This window comes from Tropicimonas isoalkanivorans (genome assembly GCF_900112335.1).
GTDB classification, from domain to species: domain Bacteria; phylum Pseudomonadota; class Alphaproteobacteria; order Rhodobacterales; family Rhodobacteraceae; genus Tropicimonas; species Tropicimonas isoalkanivorans.
Genome location: NZ_FOLG01000024.1, coordinates 18,041 through 37,640, shown reverse-complemented (window position 1 = coordinate 37,640; position 19,600 = coordinate 18,041). Strand labels below are relative to the sequence as shown.

Below are 19,600 nucleotides of genomic sequence, written 5' to 3'. Positions count from 1 at the left end.
GTGGCAACCCGATACGACAGATGCCCGAAGGTCTTCCTGTCAGCCATCGCCCTGGCCGCTCTCGTCATTTACTGGCTATGAGTCCTGACCCTAGGCCTGCCGCTTATGTGTCATTCATGATGTTACTCGCCACATCCGATATCGCCCCTGCCCGGTCATCTCGCGGACCAGACCCTTTTCCTCCATCCAGGCAAGGTTGCGCTGGACGGCGGCGCGACTGGCGCCGGTCAGAGCCTCGGCCATCGGAGCGGATAAAAGGGGCCATTCGGTCAACACGGCGCGCAAAGCGTGCGGGGTCTTACCCGAGAGCATGGTCATCTCGGTTTCTGCCCGCGCTGACCATGCCTCGATATCCTCAAGGTGCCGCATTGCGGTCAGGCAGGCGGTCTCCATCCCGTCAAGCCAGCGCGCCAGACGGTCAGCGGGTGGGCCGCCGGCGCGCAGCCCCCCTGCCCCGCCCATGGCCAGAGGCGCAAAGACTGCGCCTCTCTCCTCGCTGGCCGCGATCCGCGCGGCCGTGACTGCCGCCTCCATTCGGTCACCCTGCTGCCCAAGGCCCGCGAGGCTCCATAGGTGAAATCCAATGCAAGCACGGGTTATCGGGTGAAGATCGGCGACTTGTGCCATCAGGTCGATCCAACCGCCCGCGCGGTCCGCGAAGGGCTCGGCTTCATCTGCCATGTTCTCAGGATCGCGGCGGTCGAGGAAGGCAGACAGATCCACCTCTGGGCCTGGCCCCCCTGTCAGACGACGTACCGCCCAACCGACACGTGCAAGGGCTGCGGTGTCGTCGTGCGCGCCGGACAGGCGCATGGAAATCCAGAGCGCCAGCCGATCCGGGCCAATGCGATCACCCGCGAACCAGCTGAGGTCGGCAGCCTCGATCAGGGCAAGCCTGTGCCGCCATCCTTCCGGGCCGCGCTTTAGCCGGTCGTCCAGCGCGCCGACGCGACCGGCCACACGGGCAAGACGCGCGGCATGACCCGCCTCAGCTTTCCGCCAATCGTCGAGGACCTCGGTTTCACACGGTTCGGCCCGTGGTCCGGGCGGCAAATAATCTGGCTCCTCTTCCATGGGACCGGGCAGGAACCAAAGATCGTCCTCAGACGACTGTTCCACCTCCTCAACGTCGAGGTAGAGAGCATCAGATTCATCATGAAAGGCAGGCGCTTGAGGCTTCATATGTGCAAAATACTGGAGTTTTGCATTTTACCCAAGGGTTTTGTCGGAATGCGCCAGCGCTCCTTATATAGCACGCGCGGGCGATGGTCGGCGTGGGCTCTCTGATCGCGCTCATTGTATGGAAACCAAGGGCATTCCGGTAAACACCGCCACAGAGAGCGCCCTTGCATCCGTTTACAAACGGTCGTTTATTGCCGCTATATGAAACTGCAAAAAGACTGTTTTGATGCCATTGATAGGCTATGCGCGCGTATCCACAGAGGATCAAACCCCCCTGCCCCAGTCGCAGGCCCTGAAATCTGCGGGTTGCGCCGAAATCTATGAAGAGCACGCCTCAGGCGGCAATCGCGCGCGGCCGGTGCTTGGGCGTGTGCTCGAACGCATCCAGAGTGGCGATACGCTGGTCGTCGTGAGGATCGACCGGCTTGCGCGGTCTCTGTCGCATCTGCTGGAAGTGATCGAGCGGCTGGAGGCTAGGGGTGCGTTCTTTCGCTCGATCCAGGACCCGATCGACACTGGATCCCCGCAGGGCAAGTTCACGCTGCAGGTCTTGGGCGCTGCGGCCGAGTTCGAGCGCGCCCTGATCCGGGAGCGCACCAAGGCCGGCCTCGCCAGTGCGCGCACAAAGGGCCGCGTGGGCGGAAACCCTGGACTGCGGGCCAAAGACCCTGCCGCTCTTCGCAAGGTGCGGCTAGCGCGACAGGACGGCTACATGGAGCGTCTGAACGAAACGGCACAAGATTGGGTGCCCCATGTGCGCCGGTTGCGCCCTGACTTGGCCTGGGAAGACGTGGTGCGCATCATCAACGGCCCCTTGCCCGAGGCGCGTCGCTGGACCCAAAGCCGTCTCTTGCGCGCCGTGAAGGCCTATGTCCGCGACGGCTTCCTGCCCGAGACAGTTTTGGCCCGCGCCGGCCGCCGCGAAACCGACGACCGCCTGCCCGCCATCGTCGCCGCCATCAAGGGCGCGGATCCCGGCATTACGCTCCAGGCGATCTGTGAACGGCTGGAATCAATGCGCGAACGCACACCACGTGGCCGAACGAGATGGCAGCCGTCGTCAGTCAAGATGCTGTTGGAGCGGGCGGAGAGGCTGGGGCTGCTTGAGTAGCCTAACAACCTTGCAAATCCTCCACTATAGGGAAGGATTACAAGGTTGTGGTCAGTTTCAGGCACAGAAGCCGTTCGCTCATGCAAAGGGGTTGACGATGCGAAGCTGGCCTTCCACCAGCAGGCCATCTTGCATGTCCTCGCTCCACAGCGTGGTACACCCCGCAACCAAAGCGCTGGCCACGATCATCGCGTCGTAGATCGAGAAGCCGTAGCGTTCCGCCAAAGCGCGGCCGACGTCATGGGTCTGCACGGTGAGATCTTCGACGGGACACAAGGCGCGCACGCCTTCGAGAAAGGCCGCTGCTTCCTCCCAACCGAGGCCAGCTTTGCGGCGGCAGTTCACCAGTGACTCGTTTAGAACCTGAACGCTGATCCGGGGCCCCTGCCCCAGGATGACCTCGGCGCGATCGGCCTTTGGGCCGTCGTCGAGCAGGTAAAGAACGACATTCGTGTCCGCGAACTCAACGCTCATGTGCGTCGTCGCGGCTCAGACGTTCTGCTGCGGACAACTTGCCCCGGAAGCGGCGCAGGCCGGTAAGTACCTCATCCGCACGAGCAAGGCGACGGACTCTGACCCGACCGTCGTCCTTGACCAGGTCGATCTGATCACCCTCCTTGAGACCAAGCTCTCGGACGAGCTCCGCGGGCAAACGGACGGCCAGCGAGTTACCCCATTTTGCGACCTGCATCGTGACCTCCCATGCGGATATACGTCTTGTAATGTATATCCGAAAGGTTCCTAAGACAAGCCTGCCGCAAACCCTAGCTACTCTTGTGCATGACGCAGCGACTGACACCAAATCTAGAAAGAGCTTGCACGAATCTGATAGCTCGGGCAATAGTCTCGATAAATAACGCGCGATCACATAAAAAACGCGCCCACGAATCGAGGCAGAGATGAGCGAAGCTGAGCAGGACCTGGACATTGCCATCGGGCACTACGCAGAGCTTCTTGCGTCCAATCTTCATGCGCAACGTGCTGCCCACTTCCCTCCCGACGCCAAAAAAGTCATGCGCAGCCTGACCAGCGGCGAGGCGGCCGAGTTGCTTGGCGTCGATCATACCTACCTTCGCAAGCTTCATCGAGAAGGAAAGATCGCTGACGTCGAAACCACTGCGGGCAGCCACCGGCGATATACCCTCGATGATATCTGGGAGATTCGCCACGCTCTTGAGGCAAACGCGAAGAAGCCTGGAACCTACGTTCCGGGGCGTCGTGCCGATGACGAGCTTCAGATTGTTTCTGTTGTGAACTTCAAAGGCGGGTCCGGGAAAACGACAACATCCGCTCACCTTGCACAGCGCTTGGCTCTCAAGGGATATCGTGTCCTTGCGATCGATCTGGACCCCCAGGCATCCCTTTCCGCGCTGCATGGCATCCAGCCTGAGCTGGACCTGATGGAGGGTGGCACGCTGTATGATGCGGTTCGCTACGATGAACCGGTCCCGATCTCGGACGTGATCCGCAAGACCTACATCCGTGGTCTTGACCTGATTCCCGGGAACCTCGAGCTCATGGAATTCGAACATGAGACACCGGCAGCCATTCAGCGTGGCGGCGCCCGCGCATTCTTTGCCCGTGTGCGCGACGCGCTCGACAGTGTCGAAGCGGACTATGACGTCGTCGTCATCGACTGTCCGCCGCAGCTTGGTTTTTTAACCATGTCCGCCCTTTCAGCATCTTCAGGGGTGCTTGTTACCGTTCACCCCCAAATGCTCGATCTGATGTCCATGTCGCAGTTTTTGCGCATGACCGCTGATCTGCTTGGCGTCATCCGGGATGCTGGCGCAAACCTTCGCTTCGACTGGCTGCGCTTTCTGCCGACCCGCTACAAGGTGGGTGATGCCCCGCAGACCGAGGTCATTGCTTTCATCCGGGGTCTGTTCGGCAGGTCAGTCCTGACCAACCACATGGTTGAGTCTACTGCGATCTCTGATGCAGGGCTGACGAAGCAGACGCTCTACGAGGCCGACAAGAAGGACTTCACGCGTCAGACTTTCGATCGTGCAATCGAATCCATGAACGCCGTCAACGACGAGATCGCGGCGATCATCCAGAACACGTGGGGACGCAATGGCAAGAAAGCCTAAACTGGGACTGCCACTGCAGACCCTGCGCAACGCGCCCGACGCTCTTGAAGGGCGCAGGCTGCGCGGCGGCGTTTTCGAAATCGAGCCTGACCAAATCGAAACCACAGGTCGGCTCGATGACAGGCTGCAGATTGAGACTGCGGGCCTCAAGGCGTCAATTTCCAAGAACGGACAGCGAGTACCAATCCTCGTCCGGCCGCTTGATGGTGATCGCTACAGCCTGATCTATGGCCGTCGTCGACTGGAAGCTTGCAGAGAACTTGGGATCAAGGTCCGCGCCATTGTCACAGAGATGGAGGGCGATCAGGCACTTCGTGATCAGCTGTTAGAGAACCAGGAGCGGCGGGATCTAAGCTTCATCGAACGAGCGCTTGTTGCCGCAGCCTTGCTCGACGGTGACCATCTGAGCGCATCCGAACGCACTAACAAGGGTGTCGCCGAGGTTCTCAATCTGACCGAGGCAGGAGTGTCGCAGCTGTTAAGCGTGGTCCGCACCGTTGGGGAGGACTTGGTCCTCGCCATCGGTGCCGCTCCGGGCATTGGTCGGCCCAGGTGGGAAGAGCTCAAGAAGTTGCTGGGGGCTACGGATGCCGATCGCGAACTGCTTGCAGCTTTGGCGGGTGAGGCCAAGACATCCTACCAAGGCGGTATTGACGAGAAATCCGATCATGCATTTTTGGCCGTCCTCTCTGCTGCAGGGAAGCCCGAACAGACCACATCCTCGTCTCGCCCTCGCGGGCGGCCCGGCACGGTGATTCCGGGGGTCGGTGCCGCCACTGTCACGATCGGACGTCGTGGAAAGCAACTCAAGCTCGAGTTGAAGGCCGAGGAGAGCGATTTTGTCAGCTGGCTTGAGGGCAACGCCCCGCAGCTGATCACCGAGCTTCACGAGCGCTGGAAGCGTTCGGAAGACTGAGGAAGAGCAACAATCAAAAAGGAGGCACGAGACAGGCAGAAAAGAAAAAGGCCCCGAGAAGCAAGCTTCACGAGACCTTTCTTAGGTTTCGCACGGGACCAGCCCGCTACAAAACTTCAGTTTTCGCACCTCTGAATGTAGCGATCTGGCCCCTTTCCCGCAAGCGCAAAGCGATTCGCGGGCCAGGGAAATTTTGCCTTCGTGAATGACATCATGGATTACACACCGATTTCGCCGTTTATGCGGCCGATCTCGCACGCCCATCTGCGCGTGGTCGAGCGTCCTGAGGCGTCTGTTCCCGGCAAGCCCGTCAACAAGTGGGAGCTCCTCCGTGAGCTGTCCAAGGCACAGGCCGCCTTCGGGGTTTCCGAGCGCGATCTGACCGTTCTTCAGGGACTTCTCAGCTTTTTTCCGGACGATGCGCTTGGCGGGAACACCGAAATGGTCGTCTTCCCATCCAACAAGGCGATCTGCGAGCGGCTGAACGGCATGCCTTGCTCGACGATGCGCCGTCACCTCGCCCGGTTGGTAGAGGCACGCTTGCTCATGCGGCGCGATAGCCCCAATGGGAAGCGGTATGTGCGCAAGCGTGGCGAAGATCGGGTGGCCTTCGGCTTTGATCTCTCCCCGCTCTATTGCCGGGCCGAGGAAATTGCACGGGCTGCAGAGGCTGTGCGTGAGGCCGAGGACCGTGTGCGGCGACTGAGGGAGGTAGTGAGCCTTATGCGTCGCGACTTGGCCGCTCTGGCGGAGTTCGGCGAGGAGATCCAGCCCGGGCTTGGCCTATGGGACCAGCTCCGCGACAAGGCAGCCCTCACCGCCCGCGCTCTTCGCCGCAAACTCTCGCTTGAGGATCTGTCGGCATTTCGGACTGAACTGGAGACCCTTCTTGACCAGGCGCGTAATGTGATTGACGGTCCTGAAACAGAAGAAATGAACACCAATGATGCCCAATGTGAGCGTCACCATCATAATTCAAATAAAGAATCTATAGATCTTGAACCTGCCTTAGAAAAAGGCGGGGCGGCGGGACGCGCGCCTGATGATGATACGGGTGAGCCCGTGGCTGACCTTGAAGAGTCTGACACGAGGCGGGTGCCGAAAATCCCACTCCACCTGGTAATCGCCGGCTGTCCCTCGCTCAAGACTTTCTATCAGGGCGACATTCGACACTGGCACCAACTTTTCGACGCGGCTTGTCATGTAAGGCCGGCCATGGGGATCAGTGTTTCCGCGTGGGAAGAAGCGCAACGCTGCATGGGACCAGAGCAAGCCTCGATCGTCGTCGTGGCCATGCTGGAACGATTCTCTGACATCAGATCACCGGGTGGATACTTGCGGGCGCTGACGTCCAAGGCCGCGGCGGGCGAATTCTCTTGCGGTCCGATGGTCATGGCTTTGATCGGTCGGCGAAGTGCGGCTTAACAGCTGTTAAGTTTCAACGCCGCGGTGCTCAGTTGGCATGACTTAACAGCTGTTAAGTCGCCTCTTGGCAACCATACGATCATCGAGAGGGAAAGGAGTGTTGGTTTGAGGGTGACGGGAAATGAGATCGGGAGAGTGGCTTCCGGCGCCCGTCGTGGAGAAGATCTGATGACGAAAGCTGTCCGGAAAATCACCCTGTCCCCTTCGCGGGATATCCCTTTTGACAAGCTGGTCCTGAGCCAGTCCAACGTGCGGCGCATCAAGGCTGGCGTGTCTGTCGAGGAACTGGCCGAAGACATCGCCCGCCGCGGTCTGTTGCAGAGCCTGAGCGTGCGGCCCGTCTTGGCTGACGACGGCACCGAGACCGGCAAGTTCGAGATCCCGGTCGGTGGCCGTCGGTTCCAAGCATTGTCCCTGCTGGTGAAGCAGAAGTGTTTGGCAAAGACCCCGCCCATTCCTTGCATCGTGCGCGATGCTGCGTCCGACATCCTGGCCGAGGATGATTCCCTTGCAGAAAGCATGCATCGCGTCGCCCTGCACCCGCTCGACCAATTCCGCGCGTTTGTGGCGCTGAGGGACAAGGGCCAGAGCGATGCAGAGATTGCCGCCGCCTTCTTCGTGACGCCGCAGATCGTGAAGCAGCGCTTGAAACTCGCTTCCGTCGCCCCTGCCCTGCTTGAGGTCTATGCCGAGGATGGCATGACGCTGGAGCAGCTCATGGCCTTCACCGTGAACCCCGATCATGCGCGTCAGGTTCAGGTCTGGGATGTGATCCATTCATCCTGGAACAAGGAGCCATTCCAGATCCGGCGCATGCTGACCGAGACCTCGGTCCGGGCGTCTGACCGGCGCGCGGTCTTTGTGGGTGTTGAGGCCTACGAAGCGGCGGGCGGCACGATGTTGCATGACCTCTTTCAGGGCGATGACGGTGGCTGGCTCGAGGACCCTGCCCTGCTCGATCGGCTGGTGACGGAAAAACTCCAGGCCAAGGCTGAGACGGTTGCCGTTGAGGGCTGGAAGTGGATCGAGGTCGCGCTTGACCTGCCCTACGGCTACAGCCACGGCCTGCGGTCCCTGTCAGGTGATCCGGCACCGATGACGGATGACGAAGGCGCGGCCCATGCCAAGCTGCTCGCCGAATACCGGGCGCTGGAAGAGGAATACGCGGGTCAGGATGAAATCCCCGACGGGATCGACACGCGGCTTGGCGTGTTGGAAACGGAGATGGAAAAGATCGAGACCCGGCCGTTGATCTTCGACGCGGAGGAGATCGGGCGGGCAGGGGCGTTCGTCACGCTCGACCGCTACGGCGCGCTGGCCGTCTATCGCGGCTATGTGCGTCCAGAGGATGAGCCGGTTGACGTGACAGCGGTCCAGGATGGTGCTGATCCTGCGGTGGCGGGGCAGGGGGATGATCGTGATCTCACCGATGGCTATGACAGTGCCGCTCATGCCGGAACCGTCATCATGTCGGGAGGCCAGCCGATTGGCGGCGATCTGCCGGAGGATGAGGATGACGGAGCGCTGAAGCCACTGCCCGAGCGGCTCGTAATCGAGTTGACGGCACACCGGACGCTGGCGCTGCGTGAAGCGATCGGGCGCTCGCCCGACGTGGCGTTGATTCTGCTGCTGCTGAAGATTGTGACGGACACCTTCCGCACTTCCTCTGCTTCGGGAAGCTGTCTCGAAGCCTCAGTGCGTCACATCTACATGCCGGCGCAGGCGAGCGATCTGAAGGACAGCGTGGTGGCAAAGCTGGTCGACGAGCGTCATGCGCCGGAACGATCTCGTGGCGCTTGACGATGAGGACCATGCCGAAGGGCAGGGGGCGGATGCCGAAGCGGCTGACAGCGTCAGTGAAGCTGACCTTCCTGCATTTCTGACGGATGACCTGCCTGCTGAAGGCGCGTCGATGCTGGCCTCGGAATAACGTGATCCAGCGGGGGGCGGAGATTCCGCCCCCAATCACCCTATAGTGTAATAATATCAATGGGATGAGCGCGATTACTCGCATTCAGAATGAAGAATCATGTCTACAACAACCATCATCGACACCGCACCCCTCGGGGCGCTGCGACGTGAGACTTCAAGGCCAATGCTCCCGATCTTTCACATGGGCATTTGGAGCATCCGTTGGCAATCTGACGGATGCCTGAAATCCAGAAGTTTCACCGGGACGTGGTGACTGGAGCAAGAGAGAGGTTTCGATCCGTTCTGCGATGGCTGAGACGATAGCGAGGCCAAGCCCGCTACCATCAGTTTTTGCATCTGCCCTCTCGAAGCGCCCTGTCAGGCGTTCGAGTGTTTCGGTTGCTACCGCGGGGCCCTCGTTCGCCACGATCAACTGCCCCTCGCTCGTGAGTGTAACCGCGACTGGGGCATTCTGCGCCCCGTGGCGTAGGGCGTTTTCCACCAGATTCCGGCACAGAATTCCTAATGCGTCGGGGTCGATATCAGACAAGACAGGCGTGTCCGGCAAGTTCAACGTAAGGCGCCCGTTCTCTGTGGTGCGCGCGATATCTTCCACCACGACCCGAGTGATGGTTCTGACATCAGCGCTCTGGTCCATCCGAAGTCTACCGCCTTCCGCCCGCGCAAGCTGCAGGAGACGCTCGGAAAGCCGAGTGAGACGCTTGAGCGTTGCCTCGATCTCGGCGGCACGGGCGTCGATGGTCGGATCTTTGGTCTCTGACCGCAGTCGCTGCGCCTGGGCGATAGCGCCCGCCAATGGTGTCCTTAGTTCATGAGCCGCATTGGCTGCAAAACTTCGCTCAGCCTCGAACGCGTCGCGCAACCGAGCCAAAAGGCTGTTCAAGGTTGCGGCCAGCGGTCCGATTTCGGTCGGCAGGTCGGCCGCGGGTACTTCTGACAGGTCGCGCACGCCGCGCGCTTCAAGCCGCGTACGGAACCGATGGAGAGGGGCGAGGCTAAAGCGCACAGCGAGAATAATCGACGCGAGCGCCAACGGCAGCACGACCAGCAGCGGCAGGCCGAGGCCCATCTGGATTTCAAGAGCAACCGATGCGCGATGCGCCAACGGTTCGGCCACGGTGATGCTGATCGTCCCCTGGAGCGCCGCGTCGCTGTAGAGGCGATGTGTGGCGTTCTGCCCAAATCCCGGCCCGTCGTATGGAGGGAACACGGCAGGGTCCGCCGCATGGGATTGCAGCAAAATGCGTCCCTCGGCATCGCGTACGATGTAGGTGAAGAACTCGTCATGCTCCCGGATCGGCGCGAGGCGCTGCGTCACACCCTGATCTTCTCGGCCGACGATGTCGGTCACGGCCAGCGGAAGGATGCGCTCGGCGGTTTCGCGCAGGGCGCTGTCGAAGACCTCGTCCATCTCGCCCCGAACGATCACCGCGGTAACCGTGGCGGCGGCGAGCCAGAGGATCGTCAGCACAAGGCCGAGTGACAAGCCGAGCCGTACCTGAAGGCTGGATGGCCACATCATGGCTTGCCCAGCCGGTAACCCATGCCGCGCTCGGTCTCGATGATGGCGCTCCCCAGTTTCTTGCGCAGGCGGCTCACGTGCACCTCGATGGTGTTGCTCTCGACTTCGGCGTCGAAAGCGTAGAGCTTCTCCTCCAACTGCGCCTTGGACAGGAGCTGCCCGGGACGCGCCAGGAAGGCCTCGAAGAGCGCCCATTCCCGCGCCGTCAGCGGCACATGTCTGCCATCCCGATGGACGCTGCGCGCGGCAAGGTCGATGTCGAGCGGTCCGTGGGTCAGGATCGGGTTGGGGTTGCCGCTGTAGCGCCGCGCGACCGATCCGATCCGTGCCGACAGTTCCGACAGGTCGAAGGGCTTCACAAGATAGTCGTCAGCGCCCGCATTGAGGCCTTCGATCCTATCGGACACCTGGTCGAGCGCCGTCAGGATGATGACCGGCGTCACGTCTCCACGCGTCCTGAGGCCCTTGAGGAACCCGATACCACGTCCGTCTGGCAGCATGAGGTCGAGCAGGAGCAGGTCGTAAGAGGTTGCGCTCATCGCGTCTGCCGCCGCGTCTAGCCGCGTGACCCAGTCTACTGACTGGCCATCAGCTGCGATCTGGTCGCGCACGGCAGCGCCAAGAGTCGTGTCGTCCTCGATCAGCAATATGCGCATGGTCGTACCCGTCCTTTCCTGATGTCCCTCCATGATCCGTCTGGCTGACACGAAGCTGAAGCTTGTGGGTCGAGCCCCTTCAGGCTGCCGTCAGCTTCGCGGCGCATGAATGGCATCAAGAGGCGAGCCACTAGGAGTGTGCCCCATGAAGAAGACATTGACAATTATCGGCTTTCTCGCGGTCTTTACGGCCGGCGCGGCGCTGGCTGACGACGATTGCTTCGTGCCGATGGCCGACTGGCAGCCGCGCGATGCTGTTGCCATGCTGGCCGAGGAAAATGGTTGGACGGTGCGCCGGATCAAGATCGATGACGGCTGCTACGAGATCGACGGGAGGGATGCCGAGGGGCGTGCGATCGAGGTGACTGTCCACCCGGCCACGCTGGAGGTAATCGAGTTCGAATACGAGGACGACGAGGATGATCGCCGCGAGCGGGATCACGAGAGACGCGACGATGACTGATGCAGCGCGTCGCGACGGTATTGTCCCGGTGCCGAGCCTGCCGCCACTCTCCCGGCTTTCCCTAAACTCTCCTCTAGCCCTGACGGGCCCGGTGCTGGTTGCGTTGCCATGCCTGCTGGCGGCTTTGCTCGGTTTCAACACCTATGCGACTTATGGTGCGGATGCCGCGCTCGGCATCGCCGTCGGGGCCGCGGCAGTTGTCGCGATGGCACAGACCCTGATCCTCGCCGCACGGCCGCCGCTGGTGGAGCCGTTGTTCGGCGGTCTCGATCGCATGTACCGGGTCCACAAGTGGCTTGGTATTTCCGCAATGGTCCTGATGATCCTGCACCAACAGATCGAGCCGGATTTCGAGCGTTTGGTGCGTGAAACCTCCCTTGGTGAACTTGGTGAAGAGGCGGGCGAACTTGCCTTCAACGCGCTTCTTGCCCTGGTTGCTGTCAGCTGGTTCCGGAGATTGCCCTTCACCCCACTGGAAATCCCCTATCAAATCTGGCGGTTCAGCCATCGTTTCATGGGGGCCCTTTTTGCAATCGTGGTCTTTCACCAGTTCTTCGTCGACCTGCCGACAGAGGTAGATCCATCGCTCTCGGTGCTTCTGAACACATTCGGCATCGCCGGAGTGATCGCGTGGATATTCACCGAGCTGGTCGCCCCGTACCTGCGGCGTAGAGAATTCACCGTCACAGAGATCAGCCAGACCAAGGACACCACCACGCTAACCCTCCGCCCCGAGGGGCGGGCCATGCGGTGGCGGCCGGGGCAATTCGCCTTCTTCCGCGCGCCAGAGGCAGGACTGTCCGAGCCGCACCCTTTCACGATTGCCAGCGCCCCGCGCCCTGACGGCACCCTGACGTTCTGCATCAGGGGGTTGGGTGGCTGGACACGAAGCCTGCCCGCCATCTTGCGGACCGGAACGCGCGTGCAGGTCGAAGGGCCATATGGACGGTTCAATTTCCGCAAGGGCGGTGCGCGCCAAATATGGCTTGCCGGCGGCATCGGTATCACGCCGTTCCTCGCCTGGGCGGAAAGCCTGACAGAGGCGGAGAGTCGCGACATTCACCTCATCTACTGCGTTCCGACACAAGAGGAGGCGATTGGCGTAGAGACGTTGCGCGCTGCGGCTGCCCGCAACCCGAGGTTCAGTTTCGAGGTGGTCGTTACGACGCGCGATGGCAGGCTCACGGCCGAGCGCCTGATTGGCGCGGTCCCTTTCGCGATCCGGCAAGCCGATCTGTGGTTCTGCGGCCCAACCGGTCTGAAGGACGGGATTCTCAAGGGCTTGAAAGCACAAGGCCAAACGCCTCGCCGTGTCCGCTTCGAGCAGTTCGAATTCACCTGAACGCGGGGCAGGGCGTATAGCCATGCCAGCCCTGTAGCCTGCGCTCGCATCTTTTTGGCCCCGTCATCATCGGCGGGGCCATTTTCCTGACGGCAAGCTGAAGCAGGAATCGCTGGGGCGTCAGGATGCCCTCAGGTCGGGGTGCCAGATTGGTCTCATCAAACGAAAGGACCCCTTGCCATGAAAAAGACCCTGACCGCCCTTGCCCTGATCGCACTTTTGCCCGCCGGCGCTGCGCTGGCCGACGACGATGATTGCAATGCGCCCCGTGACCAGTGGCAGCCGCGCGAGGCCGCCATGCAGATGGCCGAACAGAACGGTTGGACGGTGCGCGACTTCGAGATCGACGACGGCTGCTACGAAATCGAAGGCCGAGACCAGAATGGCCGCGAGATCGAGGTGAAGTTCGATCCGGCGACGCTGCAGATCGTCGAGATGGACTACGAGGATGATGACGACGACCGCGGTGGCGCCCGCAATCCCGCGCCCGCTGGAACGGTCGCTCCTCCGCAGAACGGCCTCTTCGGAAACGGCGCCCCTCCGCAGGTTCAGGTGAACTGAACAGCTCCGAAGCACCCTGAACAAGGATCATTCCCATGAAATCACTTCTCGCAACGCTCGCGCTTACCACCGCACTCACGCTTCCCGGCCTCGCTATGGCACGGCCCGTGACGCTCACAACCACCCTTAACAACTATGGTGGCGACGGCGCTTACCTCGCGCTTTACGTTACCGACGCCTCGGGCGCCTATGTCGGCAGTCTCTGGATGGCTGGTGGCAAGTCCAAGTACTACGAGCATCTGAGCGACTGGTACCGTGCCACGGGCGGCGATACCGCGCAGGTAAACGGTATCACCGGCGCCAGCGTCGGCGCGGGCCGCAGTCTCGAGATCACGCTCGATCTGGCCGACGCGCTGTTCGATGCGGGCTACACGCTGCACATCGACGCGGCAGTCGAGGATATGCGCGACAGCCCGAACGAGGTGGCCGTGCCGCTGACGACGGCGGGCGCGGGCACGCCGGTGAGCGGGCGGCGCTACATCGCCAACTTCTCCTACGACATGTGAGGGGCAGGGCCATGATCCGTACACTCCATCGCTGGCCGGGTCTTCTGGCACTCGCGCTCGTCACGATCCTGAGCCTGAGCGGCGCTGCGCTCTCGGTCTTTCCGGCAGTCGAGCGCATCACCGCGCCGCAGGTGGAGACTGGCCTGACAGTCGCCACCCTCGCGGAGCGCATCCAGGTCGTCTATCCGGGCGTCGAGCAGATCCGGCGGTCGCCCTCCGGTCGGATCACCGCCTATTGGTTCGATCAGGGCGCGCCGGGTGCTGCCGTGATCGACCCGGCGACGGGCGCGGGCGTGGCCTCGGCCGACCCGAACCAGGCGCTTCGCTGGCTCACCAACTTTCATCGCTCGCTCTTCCTCGGGGATGGCGGGCGCATCGCCATGGCCGCCGGGGCCGCGGCGATGCTGGTCCTCTCGCTCTCGGGTGCTATGCTGGTCGTGCGACGGGCGGGCGGATGGCGGCACTGGTTCGCGTCCTTGCGCGGTCCGTTCACGGGCAGGCTGCATGTCGAGATCGCCCGGATCGCCGTCATCGGCCTCGTTCTGTCCTCCACCACCGCCCTCTGGATGACAGCCTCCACCTTCGATCTTTTGCCGGACGGTGGCGTCCTGCCGGCTGATCCCACCGAAGTGAGCGGAGAGATTGGGTTCGCTCTCGATCAGATGGCCACGCTGCTGCAGACGCCCGTCGCCGAGCTGCGCGAACTGAGCTTTCCCTATCCCGGCGATGCGACGGACGTGTTCACACTGAAGACCGACCGGGGCACCGGCTATCTTGACCAGGGAACCGGCGCGCTCGTGGCATGGGCCGACCTGACCGGGTGGGAGCGCGTCTCGGAAACCATTTACATGCTGCACACGGGGCAGGGGGCCGCGATGCTCGGCCTTGTGCTCGGGATGATGGCGCTCGGAGTGCCGGCGATGGGCGTGACCGGCGTCTTGATCTGGCTTGCCGGGCGGCGCGGGCGGCCGCGCATCCGGGGCAACCAGCCCGCGGGCCGTGCCGAGACGATCATTCTTGTCGGCAGCGAGGGTGGCAGCACCTGGGGCTTCGCCGCGACCCTGCATGCCGCGCTGACGGCAGCGGGGCAGGGCGTCCATGTTGGCCCGATGTCGGGCTTCGCACCAGAGCGCTACGCCCGTGCAGAGCGCATCATCGTCCTCGCCGCGACTTATGGCGATGGCGCGGCGCCCGCCTCGGCCAAGGGGCTCCTCGACCGGATGAACGCGTCGGCCCCTGCGCCTGATATCCCGATGGCCCTGCTCGGCTTCGGCGACCGCAGCTTTCCGTCCTATTGCGCCTTCGCCAAGGCCGTTGCGGCAGCGGCGCAGGCGAAGGGCTGGGCCGAACTCATGCCGCTGGACACGATCGACCGCCAATCGCCACAGGATTTCGCGCGCTGGGGCCGAGCTCTTGGCGAGGTGCTTGGCATCTCTCTCGAGCTTTCTCACCAGCCCGTTTCGCCGCGCACCGAAACATTGACCCTCGTCTCGCGGCGCAACTACGGGGCCGAGATGCAGGCGGGGGCCGCGATCCTGCGCTTCGCCCTGCCGCGCGCAACGCCGTGGCAACGGCTGACGGGCACGGGCTTCGCACGGTTCCAGGCGGGCGACCTGATCGGCGTCCTGCCGCAGGGCAGCCCGATGCCGCGCCTCTATTCGCTGGCCTCGGGCCGGCGCGACGGGTTCGTCGAGATCGTGGTGCGCAAGCATCCGGGCGGTCTGGCCTCGGGCCAGCTGACCGCGCTGGAACCGGGCGATACGGTCCGGGCCTTCCTGCGGCGCAATCCCGGCTTTGACGCCGGTCGCGGTCTCACCCCGCTGATCCTGATCGGGGCGGGCACCGGCATCGGGCCGCTGGCGGGCTTCATCCGCGGCAATGCGCGGCACAGGCCCGTGCACCTGTTTTTCGGGATGCGGCATGCGGACAGCGATTTCTTCTATGGCGAAGAGATGCCCGGCTGGCAGGCTGAGGGGCGGTTGACCCGGCTTGTCACCGCCGTCTCGCGCGGCGCGCGGCGCAGTTATGTGCAGGACGCCTTGCGCGCCGACGCGGCGCAGGTGGCCCGGCTTATCTGCGACGGGGCGCGTGTGATGGTCTGCGGCGGGCGCGACATGGCCACGGGCGTGAGCGATGCGTTGGCCGAGATACTCGCACCTGCCGGGCTTACGCCCGCAGTCCTAAAGGCAGAGGGGCGGTATGTCGAAGATGTCTACTGAGCGCGCGCGCATCGCCCTGAACGGCCCCGCCATGGGCACGCGCTGGTCGGCGCTGTTCTTCGCGGATCGGGTCCGCGACACGGATGCAATTCGTGCCGCCCTTCAGGCGGCTGTCGACGAGGTGGACACGCAGATGTCGATGTGGAACGCGGAGAGCGCGCTCATGCGGATCAATGCGGCGCCGGTGGGCGATTGGGTGGTGGTGCCGGAGCAACTGCGGGCGGTCCTGCGCCTCGGGCTCGAGATCGGGCGTGCCTCGGGCGGGGCCTTCGATATCGGCATGGGCGATGCGGTGACGGCCTGGGGTTTCGGGCCCGGGGCCGCCGCGCCCGAGGGTATCCGCGCCGCGATGGACGCCCCCCGCCGCCCGGCTCAGGAGGTGCTGGAGATCGAGGGGATGCAGTTGCGCAAGACCGCGCCCGTCGCGCTGGACCTGAACGGCATCGCCAAGGGCCACGGTGTCGACCGGCTCGCCGAGACCTTGCGCGATCATGGGATTGCCGACGCCCTTGTCGGCATCGACGGTGAGATGCGTGCCATGGGCCTGCGCCCCGATGGCGAGGCATGGATCATCGCGGTAGAAGCGCCGGACCCTGATCGCCGGACGCCGCATTCGGTTCTGGCGCTGCAGGACGCCGCCGTCGCGACCTCCGGTGACTACCGCCATTGGGTCGAGGTGCATGGGCGCCGCCTGTCGCATACCATGGATCCGAGACGTGGCGCGCCGCTGATCGCCTCGCCGGCCTCCGTCACCGTCGTGGCCCGCACCTGTGCCGAGGCCGACGCCTGGGCGACGGCGCTGATGGTGCTCGGTGCGGAGAGGGGTGCGGACCTCGCAAGACAACGTGGACTCGACGCCCTGTTTCTTCTGCGCGATGATGAAGGGAATGCAATGGGCGTGGGAGTCGGGCGTCTTTTTTCCGAAGAACCAGCGGCAATCGCCTCAGCCGGGGGAAGATGAGCCGCATGGAACAGACCCGTACCGATCGCTTCAAGACCGCACTCCTGCTGATGGCCGCAACCGGGCTGATCGTGGGACTCGCATTCTACCTTGCGGGCCAACCAGAGGTTGCGAACCTGATCTGGATTGCAGGAGTTGTTCCCGCGCTGGCAGCGCTTGTGGTCGAAATCGTCCGCAGCATTGGGCGCGGCGAGGTGGGCCTCGATATCGTTGCCGCGCTGTCGATGTCGGCGGCGCTTGTCTTCGGCGAGACCTTGGCTGCGGCTGTCGTCGCAGTCATGTATTCTGGAGGCACTTTCCTCGAAGCCTTCGCTGAGGGCCGTGCACGTCGTTCGATGAAGGATCTTCTATCTCGCGTACCCCGGACCGCGACGCGGCACCGGAACGGCGGTCTTGAGGATGTGCCTCTCGAGGAGATCGCACCGGGCGATCGCCTGCTGATCCGGCAGGGCGATGTCGTTCCCGTGGACGGTTCGGTTACGTCCGACACCGCCTTCCTCGACACCGCGGCGCTGACCGGCGAATCCCTCCCAGTCCGGCTGGCGCGCGGGGCCGACGCCATGAGCGGATCGACCAACGCGGGCGAGGCCTTCGACCTGACGGCGACGCGCGAGGCCAAGGACAGCACCTATGCCGGGATCGTTCGCCTGGTCGAGGAAGCGCAGGCGTCCAAAGCGCCGATGTCCCGGCTGGCCGACCGCTGGTCGCTGGGCTTTCTGGTCGTCACCGTCAGTATCGCCTTCGCGGCCTGGTGGTTCACAGGCGATCCGATCCGCGCGGTCGCCGTGCTGGTGGTCGCCACGCCCTGTCCGCTGATCCTTGCCGTGCCGGTTGCGCTGGTCGCGGGTCTCTCGCGTGCGGCGCATTTTGGCGTTTTGATCAAGGGCGCAGGGCCGCTCGAGACAATGGCGCGCATCCGTACGCTGATCCTCGACAAGACGGGGACGCTGACAGATGGCCGTCCGCAGATCATCTCGATCGACAGCCACGATGGCATGAACGAGGACGACATCCTGCGCCTCGCGGCCGCGCTCGATCAGGCCTCCAAGCACCCTGTCGCGCAAGCGATCGTCACCGCCGCCAAGGCACAGGGCTTCACACTGCCCGTTCCGACAGAAGTGGCTGAGATCCCGGGCGAAGGGGTCTTGGGTCGTGTGGAGGACCGCGAGGTGATCGTCGGGGGCGACGGCTTCGTGGCGTCCCGGGTCGGGCGGATGGTGGGCGATCACCCCGCCAAGGGCGCCGGATCGGTCCTTGTCGCAGTGGCAGTTGACGGTCACATGGCCGGGCACCTCGTCATGTCCGACCCGCTGCGCGAGGGAGCGGGTGCCATGCTGGACGGTCTGCGCCGCCAAGGGATCTCGCGTATCCTGCTGGCCACCGGCGACCGCGCGGACGTGGCCGAGCGTGTGACGGAAGGGCTGGGCCTCGACGGGCTGCGGGCCGGTCTGACGCCGGATCAAAAGGTGTTGCTGGTGCTCTCTGAGCGTAAACACGGGCCGGTGATGATGGTGGGTGATGGTGTCAACGACGCGCCCGCCCTGGCCGCAGCCGATGTAGGCGTGGCAATGGGGGCACGGGGCGCCGCGGCCTCGGCCGAGGCCGCCGACGTGGTGCTGCTCGTCGACCGGATCGACCGGCTGGGGCCCGGCATCGAGATCGCGCGGGCTTCACGCCGGATCGCGGTCGAAAGCGTTGTCGCCGGGATCGGCCTGTCTGTCATGGGCATGATCGCGGCCGCTTTCGGCTACCTCACGCCGGTTCAGGGCGCGCTCCTGCAAGAAGTGATCGACGTTGCCGTGATCCTGAACGCCCTGCGCGCGCTGCGCATCGCGCCACAGGAGCCAGCTACGGGCAAACCCCAGGCGATCATTTCAGAGCAAGCTGACATCGTTCAAGGAGCCACGCCATGAGCCGTCTATCACATTCTGAAATCCATATGGTGCATCGCATCGGCTGGCTGCGGGCCGCCGTTCTCGGCGCCAACGATGGTCTTGTCTCGACCGCGAGCCTCGTCGTCGGCGTCGCCGCAGCCGGGTCCGGCAAGCCCGAGGTCATGATCGCCGGGCTGGCCGGGCTTATGGCTGGCGCGATGTCGATGGCGGCGGGGGAGTATGTCTCGGTCAGCTCGCAAACTGACGCCGAACAGGCGGACCTCGCCCGAGAGAGCCGTGAACTCGAGGAAACGCCCGAGGCCGAGCTCGAGGAACTAACCCGGATTTATGTTGAAAGGGGGCTGGACCGCGACCTGGCGGAAAAGGTTGCCGTGCAACTGACTGAACGTGACGCGCTCGGATCGCATGCGCGCGACGAGCTCGGCATTTCGGAAACCGTTACCGCCCGCCCTGTCCAGGCGGCTCTGGTGTCCGCACTGACCTTCGCCGTTGGGGCGGTGCTGCCCCTGATCGTCGTGCTGCTGGTCTCGGAGGCGCAGATCGCTCCCCTGGTGGCGGGATCGACGATCCTTGGCCTTGCGGTTCTTGGCGGATTGGGCGCTTCGGCCGGCGGCGCAGGCGTCGTCCGTGGGGCCACGCGGGTCACGCTATGGGGAGCGCTTGCAATGGCGGCGACAGCCGGGGTCGGTGCGCTGTTCGGGGTCGCCGTAGGCTAGGAGTTAATGGGGTGTACCCGAACCCCGCTCCGGCTGCTTGTTGCGGCAACGCTCGTCAACATCGTGCTGATCATCGAGGTGCCACAGATCGAGTCGCAGC

18 protein-coding genes and 2 pseudogenes are annotated in these 19,600 nt (G+C 63.6%); 15 read left to right on the top strand and 5 right to left on the bottom strand.

Going from position 1 to position 19,600, the window contains the following annotated elements:
• Positions 1-81: pseudogene (locus tag BM075_RS24280) on the top strand (IS5/IS1182 family transposase); the annotation flags it as partial.
• A 33-nt stretch (positions 82-114) separates the two neighbouring features.
• Here BM075_RS24280 and BM075_RS22740 read toward each other — a convergent pair.
• A complete protein-coding gene (locus tag BM075_RS22740) occupies positions 115-1,182 on the bottom strand; it encodes a hypothetical protein (protein WP_093362920.1) in 1,068 nt (355 codons plus the stop codon).
• Between the two features lie 226 nt (positions 1,183-1,408).
• Here BM075_RS22740 and BM075_RS22735 point away from each other — a divergent pair, with 226 nt between their 5' ends.
• On the top strand, positions 1,409-2,293 hold the full coding sequence (locus BM075_RS22735) for a recombinase family protein (protein ID WP_028288628.1): 885 nt from the start codon (positions 1,409-1,411) through the stop codon (positions 2,291-2,293).
• 78 nt (positions 2,294-2,371) lie between these two features.
• Here BM075_RS22735 and BM075_RS22730 read toward each other — a convergent pair whose 3' ends face one another.
• On the bottom strand, positions 2,372-2,767 hold the full coding sequence (locus BM075_RS22730; RefSeq protein ID WP_028288627.1) for a PIN domain-containing protein: 396 nt from the start codon (positions 2,765-2,767) through the stop codon (positions 2,372-2,374).
• A complete protein-coding gene (locus BM075_RS22725; protein ID WP_009503866.1) occupies positions 2,757-2,984 on the bottom strand; it encodes an AbrB/MazE/SpoVT family DNA-binding domain-containing protein in 228 nt (75 codons plus the stop codon). The genes BM075_RS22730 and BM075_RS22725 overlap by 11 nt, the downstream gene beginning before the upstream one ends.
• A gap of 208 nt (positions 2,985-3,192) precedes the next feature.
• Between BM075_RS22725 and repA the strand changes: the two genes are divergently transcribed.
• The 5 genes and pseudogenes from repA (at position 3,193) to BM075_RS25220 (ending at position 8,657) form a co-directional block, all read left to right on the top strand.
• A complete protein-coding gene (gene repA / locus BM075_RS22720; protein WP_093362919.1) occupies positions 3,193-4,386 on the top strand; it encodes a plasmid partitioning protein RepA in 1,194 nt (397 codons plus the stop codon).
• Positions 4,370-5,302, top strand: coding sequence for a plasmid partitioning protein RepB (gene repB / locus BM075_RS22715; protein WP_028288626.1), 933 nt, complete (start codon positions 4,370-4,372; stop codon positions 5,300-5,302). Before repA ends, repB begins: the two co-directional genes overlap by 17 nt.
• Positions 5,303-5,515: 213 nt before the next feature.
• Positions 5,516-6,727 (top strand): plasmid replication protein RepC, encoded by a 1,212-nt coding sequence (repC, locus tag BM075_RS22710; RefSeq protein ID WP_050525470.1) that lies wholly within the window; start codon positions 5,516-5,518, stop codon positions 6,725-6,727.
• Positions 6,728-6,895: 168 nt separating this feature from the next.
• Positions 6,896-8,503 (top strand): annotated as a pseudogene (locus BM075_RS22705) (ParB/RepB/Spo0J family partition protein); the annotation flags it as partial.
• Positions 8,504-8,516: 13 nt separating this feature from the next.
• Positions 8,517-8,657 carry a hypothetical protein gene (locus tag BM075_RS25220; RefSeq protein ID WP_009503871.1) on the top strand — a complete coding sequence of 47 codons (141 nt, stop codon included), beginning with the start codon at positions 8,517-8,519 and terminating at the stop codon, positions 8,655-8,657.
• 156 nt (positions 8,658-8,813) lie between these two features.
• On the opposite strand, the gene BM075_RS22700 is transcribed toward BM075_RS25220, so the two are convergent.
• Both BM075_RS22700 and BM075_RS22695 read right to left on the bottom strand, forming a co-directional pair.
• Positions 8,814-10,181: an ATP-binding protein gene (locus BM075_RS22700; RefSeq protein WP_028288624.1), complete on the bottom strand. Its 1,368-nt coding sequence runs from the start codon at positions 10,179-10,181 to the stop codon at positions 8,814-8,816.
• On the bottom strand, positions 10,178-10,837 hold the full coding sequence (locus tag BM075_RS22695; protein WP_009503873.1) for a response regulator transcription factor: 660 nt from the start codon (positions 10,835-10,837) through the stop codon (positions 10,178-10,180). The genes BM075_RS22700 and BM075_RS22695 overlap by 4 nt, the downstream gene beginning before the upstream one ends.
• Positions 10,838-10,982: 145 nt before the next feature.
• Here BM075_RS22695 and BM075_RS22690 point away from each other — a divergent pair, with 145 nt between their 5' ends.
• The 8 genes from BM075_RS22690 (at position 10,983) to BM075_RS22655 (ending at position 19,500) form a co-directional block, all read left to right on the top strand.
• Positions 10,983-11,300, top strand: coding sequence for a PepSY domain-containing protein (locus tag BM075_RS22690; RefSeq protein ID WP_028288623.1), 318 nt, complete (start codon positions 10,983-10,985; stop codon positions 11,298-11,300).
• Positions 11,293-12,642: a ferredoxin reductase family protein gene (locus BM075_RS22685; protein WP_245758955.1), complete on the top strand. Its 1,350-nt coding sequence runs from the start codon at positions 11,293-11,295 to the stop codon at positions 12,640-12,642. Before BM075_RS22690 ends, BM075_RS22685 begins: the two co-directional genes overlap by 8 nt.
• A 180-nt stretch (positions 12,643-12,822) precedes the next feature.
• The gene (locus BM075_RS22680; RefSeq protein ID WP_028288621.1) at positions 12,823-13,203 is read left to right on the top strand and encodes a PepSY domain-containing protein; all 381 of its coding nucleotides are present in this window, start codon (positions 12,823-12,825) and stop codon (positions 13,201-13,203) included.
• Between the two features lie 35 nt (positions 13,204-13,238).
• Positions 13,239-13,709: a DUF2271 domain-containing protein gene (locus BM075_RS22675; RefSeq protein WP_028288620.1), complete on the top strand. Its 471-nt coding sequence runs from the start codon at positions 13,239-13,241 to the stop codon at positions 13,707-13,709.
• An 11-nt stretch (positions 13,710-13,720) separates the two neighbouring features.
• Entirely contained in the window at positions 13,721-15,928 is a 2,208-nt protein-coding gene (locus tag BM075_RS22670) for a PepSY domain-containing protein (RefSeq protein ID WP_093362918.1), read from the top strand.
• Positions 15,909-16,889 carry an FAD:protein FMN transferase gene (locus BM075_RS22665; protein WP_028288618.1) on the top strand — a complete coding sequence of 327 codons (981 nt, stop codon included), beginning with the start codon at positions 15,909-15,911 and terminating at the stop codon, positions 16,887-16,889. Before BM075_RS22670 ends, BM075_RS22665 begins: the two co-directional genes overlap by 20 nt.
• 5 nt (positions 16,890-16,894) lie before the next feature.
• Positions 16,895-18,802, top strand: coding sequence for a heavy metal translocating P-type ATPase (locus BM075_RS22660; protein ID WP_036540305.1), 1,908 nt, complete (start codon positions 16,895-16,897; stop codon positions 18,800-18,802).
• Positions 18,799-19,500, top strand: coding sequence for a VIT1/CCC1 transporter family protein (locus BM075_RS22655; protein WP_028288616.1), 702 nt, complete (start codon positions 18,799-18,801; stop codon positions 19,498-19,500). Before BM075_RS22660 ends, BM075_RS22655 begins: the two co-directional genes overlap by 4 nt.
• Positions 19,501-19,600 lie beyond the last annotated feature (100 nt).

What these genes read in the sequence shown, in the direction of transcription:
- BM075_RS22740 (WP_093362920.1), bottom strand. Translation starts at nt 1,182, where the DNA reads ATGAAGCCTCAAGCGCCTGCCTTTCATGATGAATCTGATGCTCTCTAC.
- BM075_RS22735 (WP_028288628.1), top strand. Translation starts at nt 1,409, where the DNA reads ATGCCATTGATAGGCTATGCGCGCGTATCCACAGAGGATCAAACCCCC.
- BM075_RS22730 (WP_028288627.1), bottom strand. Translation starts at nt 2,767, where the DNA reads ATGAGCGTTGAGTTCGCGGACACGAATGTCGTTCTTTACCTGCTCGAC.
- BM075_RS22725 (WP_009503866.1), bottom strand. Translation starts at nt 2,984, where the DNA reads ATGCAGGTCGCAAAATGGGGTAACTCGCTGGCCGTCCGTTTGCCCGCG.
- repA (WP_093362919.1), top strand. Translation starts at nt 3,193, where the DNA reads ATGAGCGAAGCTGAGCAGGACCTGGACATTGCCATCGGGCACTACGCA.
- repB (WP_028288626.1), top strand. Translation starts at nt 4,370, where the DNA reads ATGGCAAGAAAGCCTAAACTGGGACTGCCACTGCAGACCCTGCGCAAC.
- repC (WP_050525470.1), top strand. Translation starts at nt 5,516, where the DNA reads ATGGATTACACACCGATTTCGCCGTTTATGCGGCCGATCTCGCACGCC.
- BM075_RS22700 (WP_028288624.1), bottom strand. Translation starts at nt 10,181, where the DNA reads ATGATGTGGCCATCCAGCCTTCAGGTACGGCTCGGCTTGTCACTCGGC.
- BM075_RS22695 (WP_009503873.1), bottom strand. Translation starts at nt 10,837, where the DNA reads ATGCGCATATTGCTGATCGAGGACGACACGACTCTTGGCGCTGCCGTG.
- BM075_RS22690 (WP_028288623.1), top strand. Translation starts at nt 10,983, where the DNA reads ATGAAGAAGACATTGACAATTATCGGCTTTCTCGCGGTCTTTACGGCC.
- BM075_RS22685 (WP_245758955.1), top strand. Translation starts at nt 11,293, where the DNA reads ATGACTGATGCAGCGCGTCGCGACGGTATTGTCCCGGTGCCGAGCCTG.
- BM075_RS22680 (WP_028288621.1), top strand. Translation starts at nt 12,823, where the DNA reads ATGAAAAAGACCCTGACCGCCCTTGCCCTGATCGCACTTTTGCCCGCC.
- BM075_RS22675 (WP_028288620.1), top strand. Translation starts at nt 13,239, where the DNA reads ATGAAATCACTTCTCGCAACGCTCGCGCTTACCACCGCACTCACGCTT.
- BM075_RS22670 (WP_093362918.1), top strand. Translation starts at nt 13,721, where the DNA reads ATGATCCGTACACTCCATCGCTGGCCGGGTCTTCTGGCACTCGCGCTC.
- BM075_RS22665 (WP_028288618.1), top strand. Translation starts at nt 15,909, where the DNA reads ATGTCGAAGATGTCTACTGAGCGCGCGCGCATCGCCCTGAACGGCCCC.
- BM075_RS22660 (WP_036540305.1), top strand. Translation starts at nt 16,895, where the DNA reads ATGGAACAGACCCGTACCGATCGCTTCAAGACCGCACTCCTGCTGATG.
- BM075_RS22655 (WP_028288616.1), top strand. Translation starts at nt 18,799, where the DNA reads ATGAGCCGTCTATCACATTCTGAAATCCATATGGTGCATCGCATCGGC.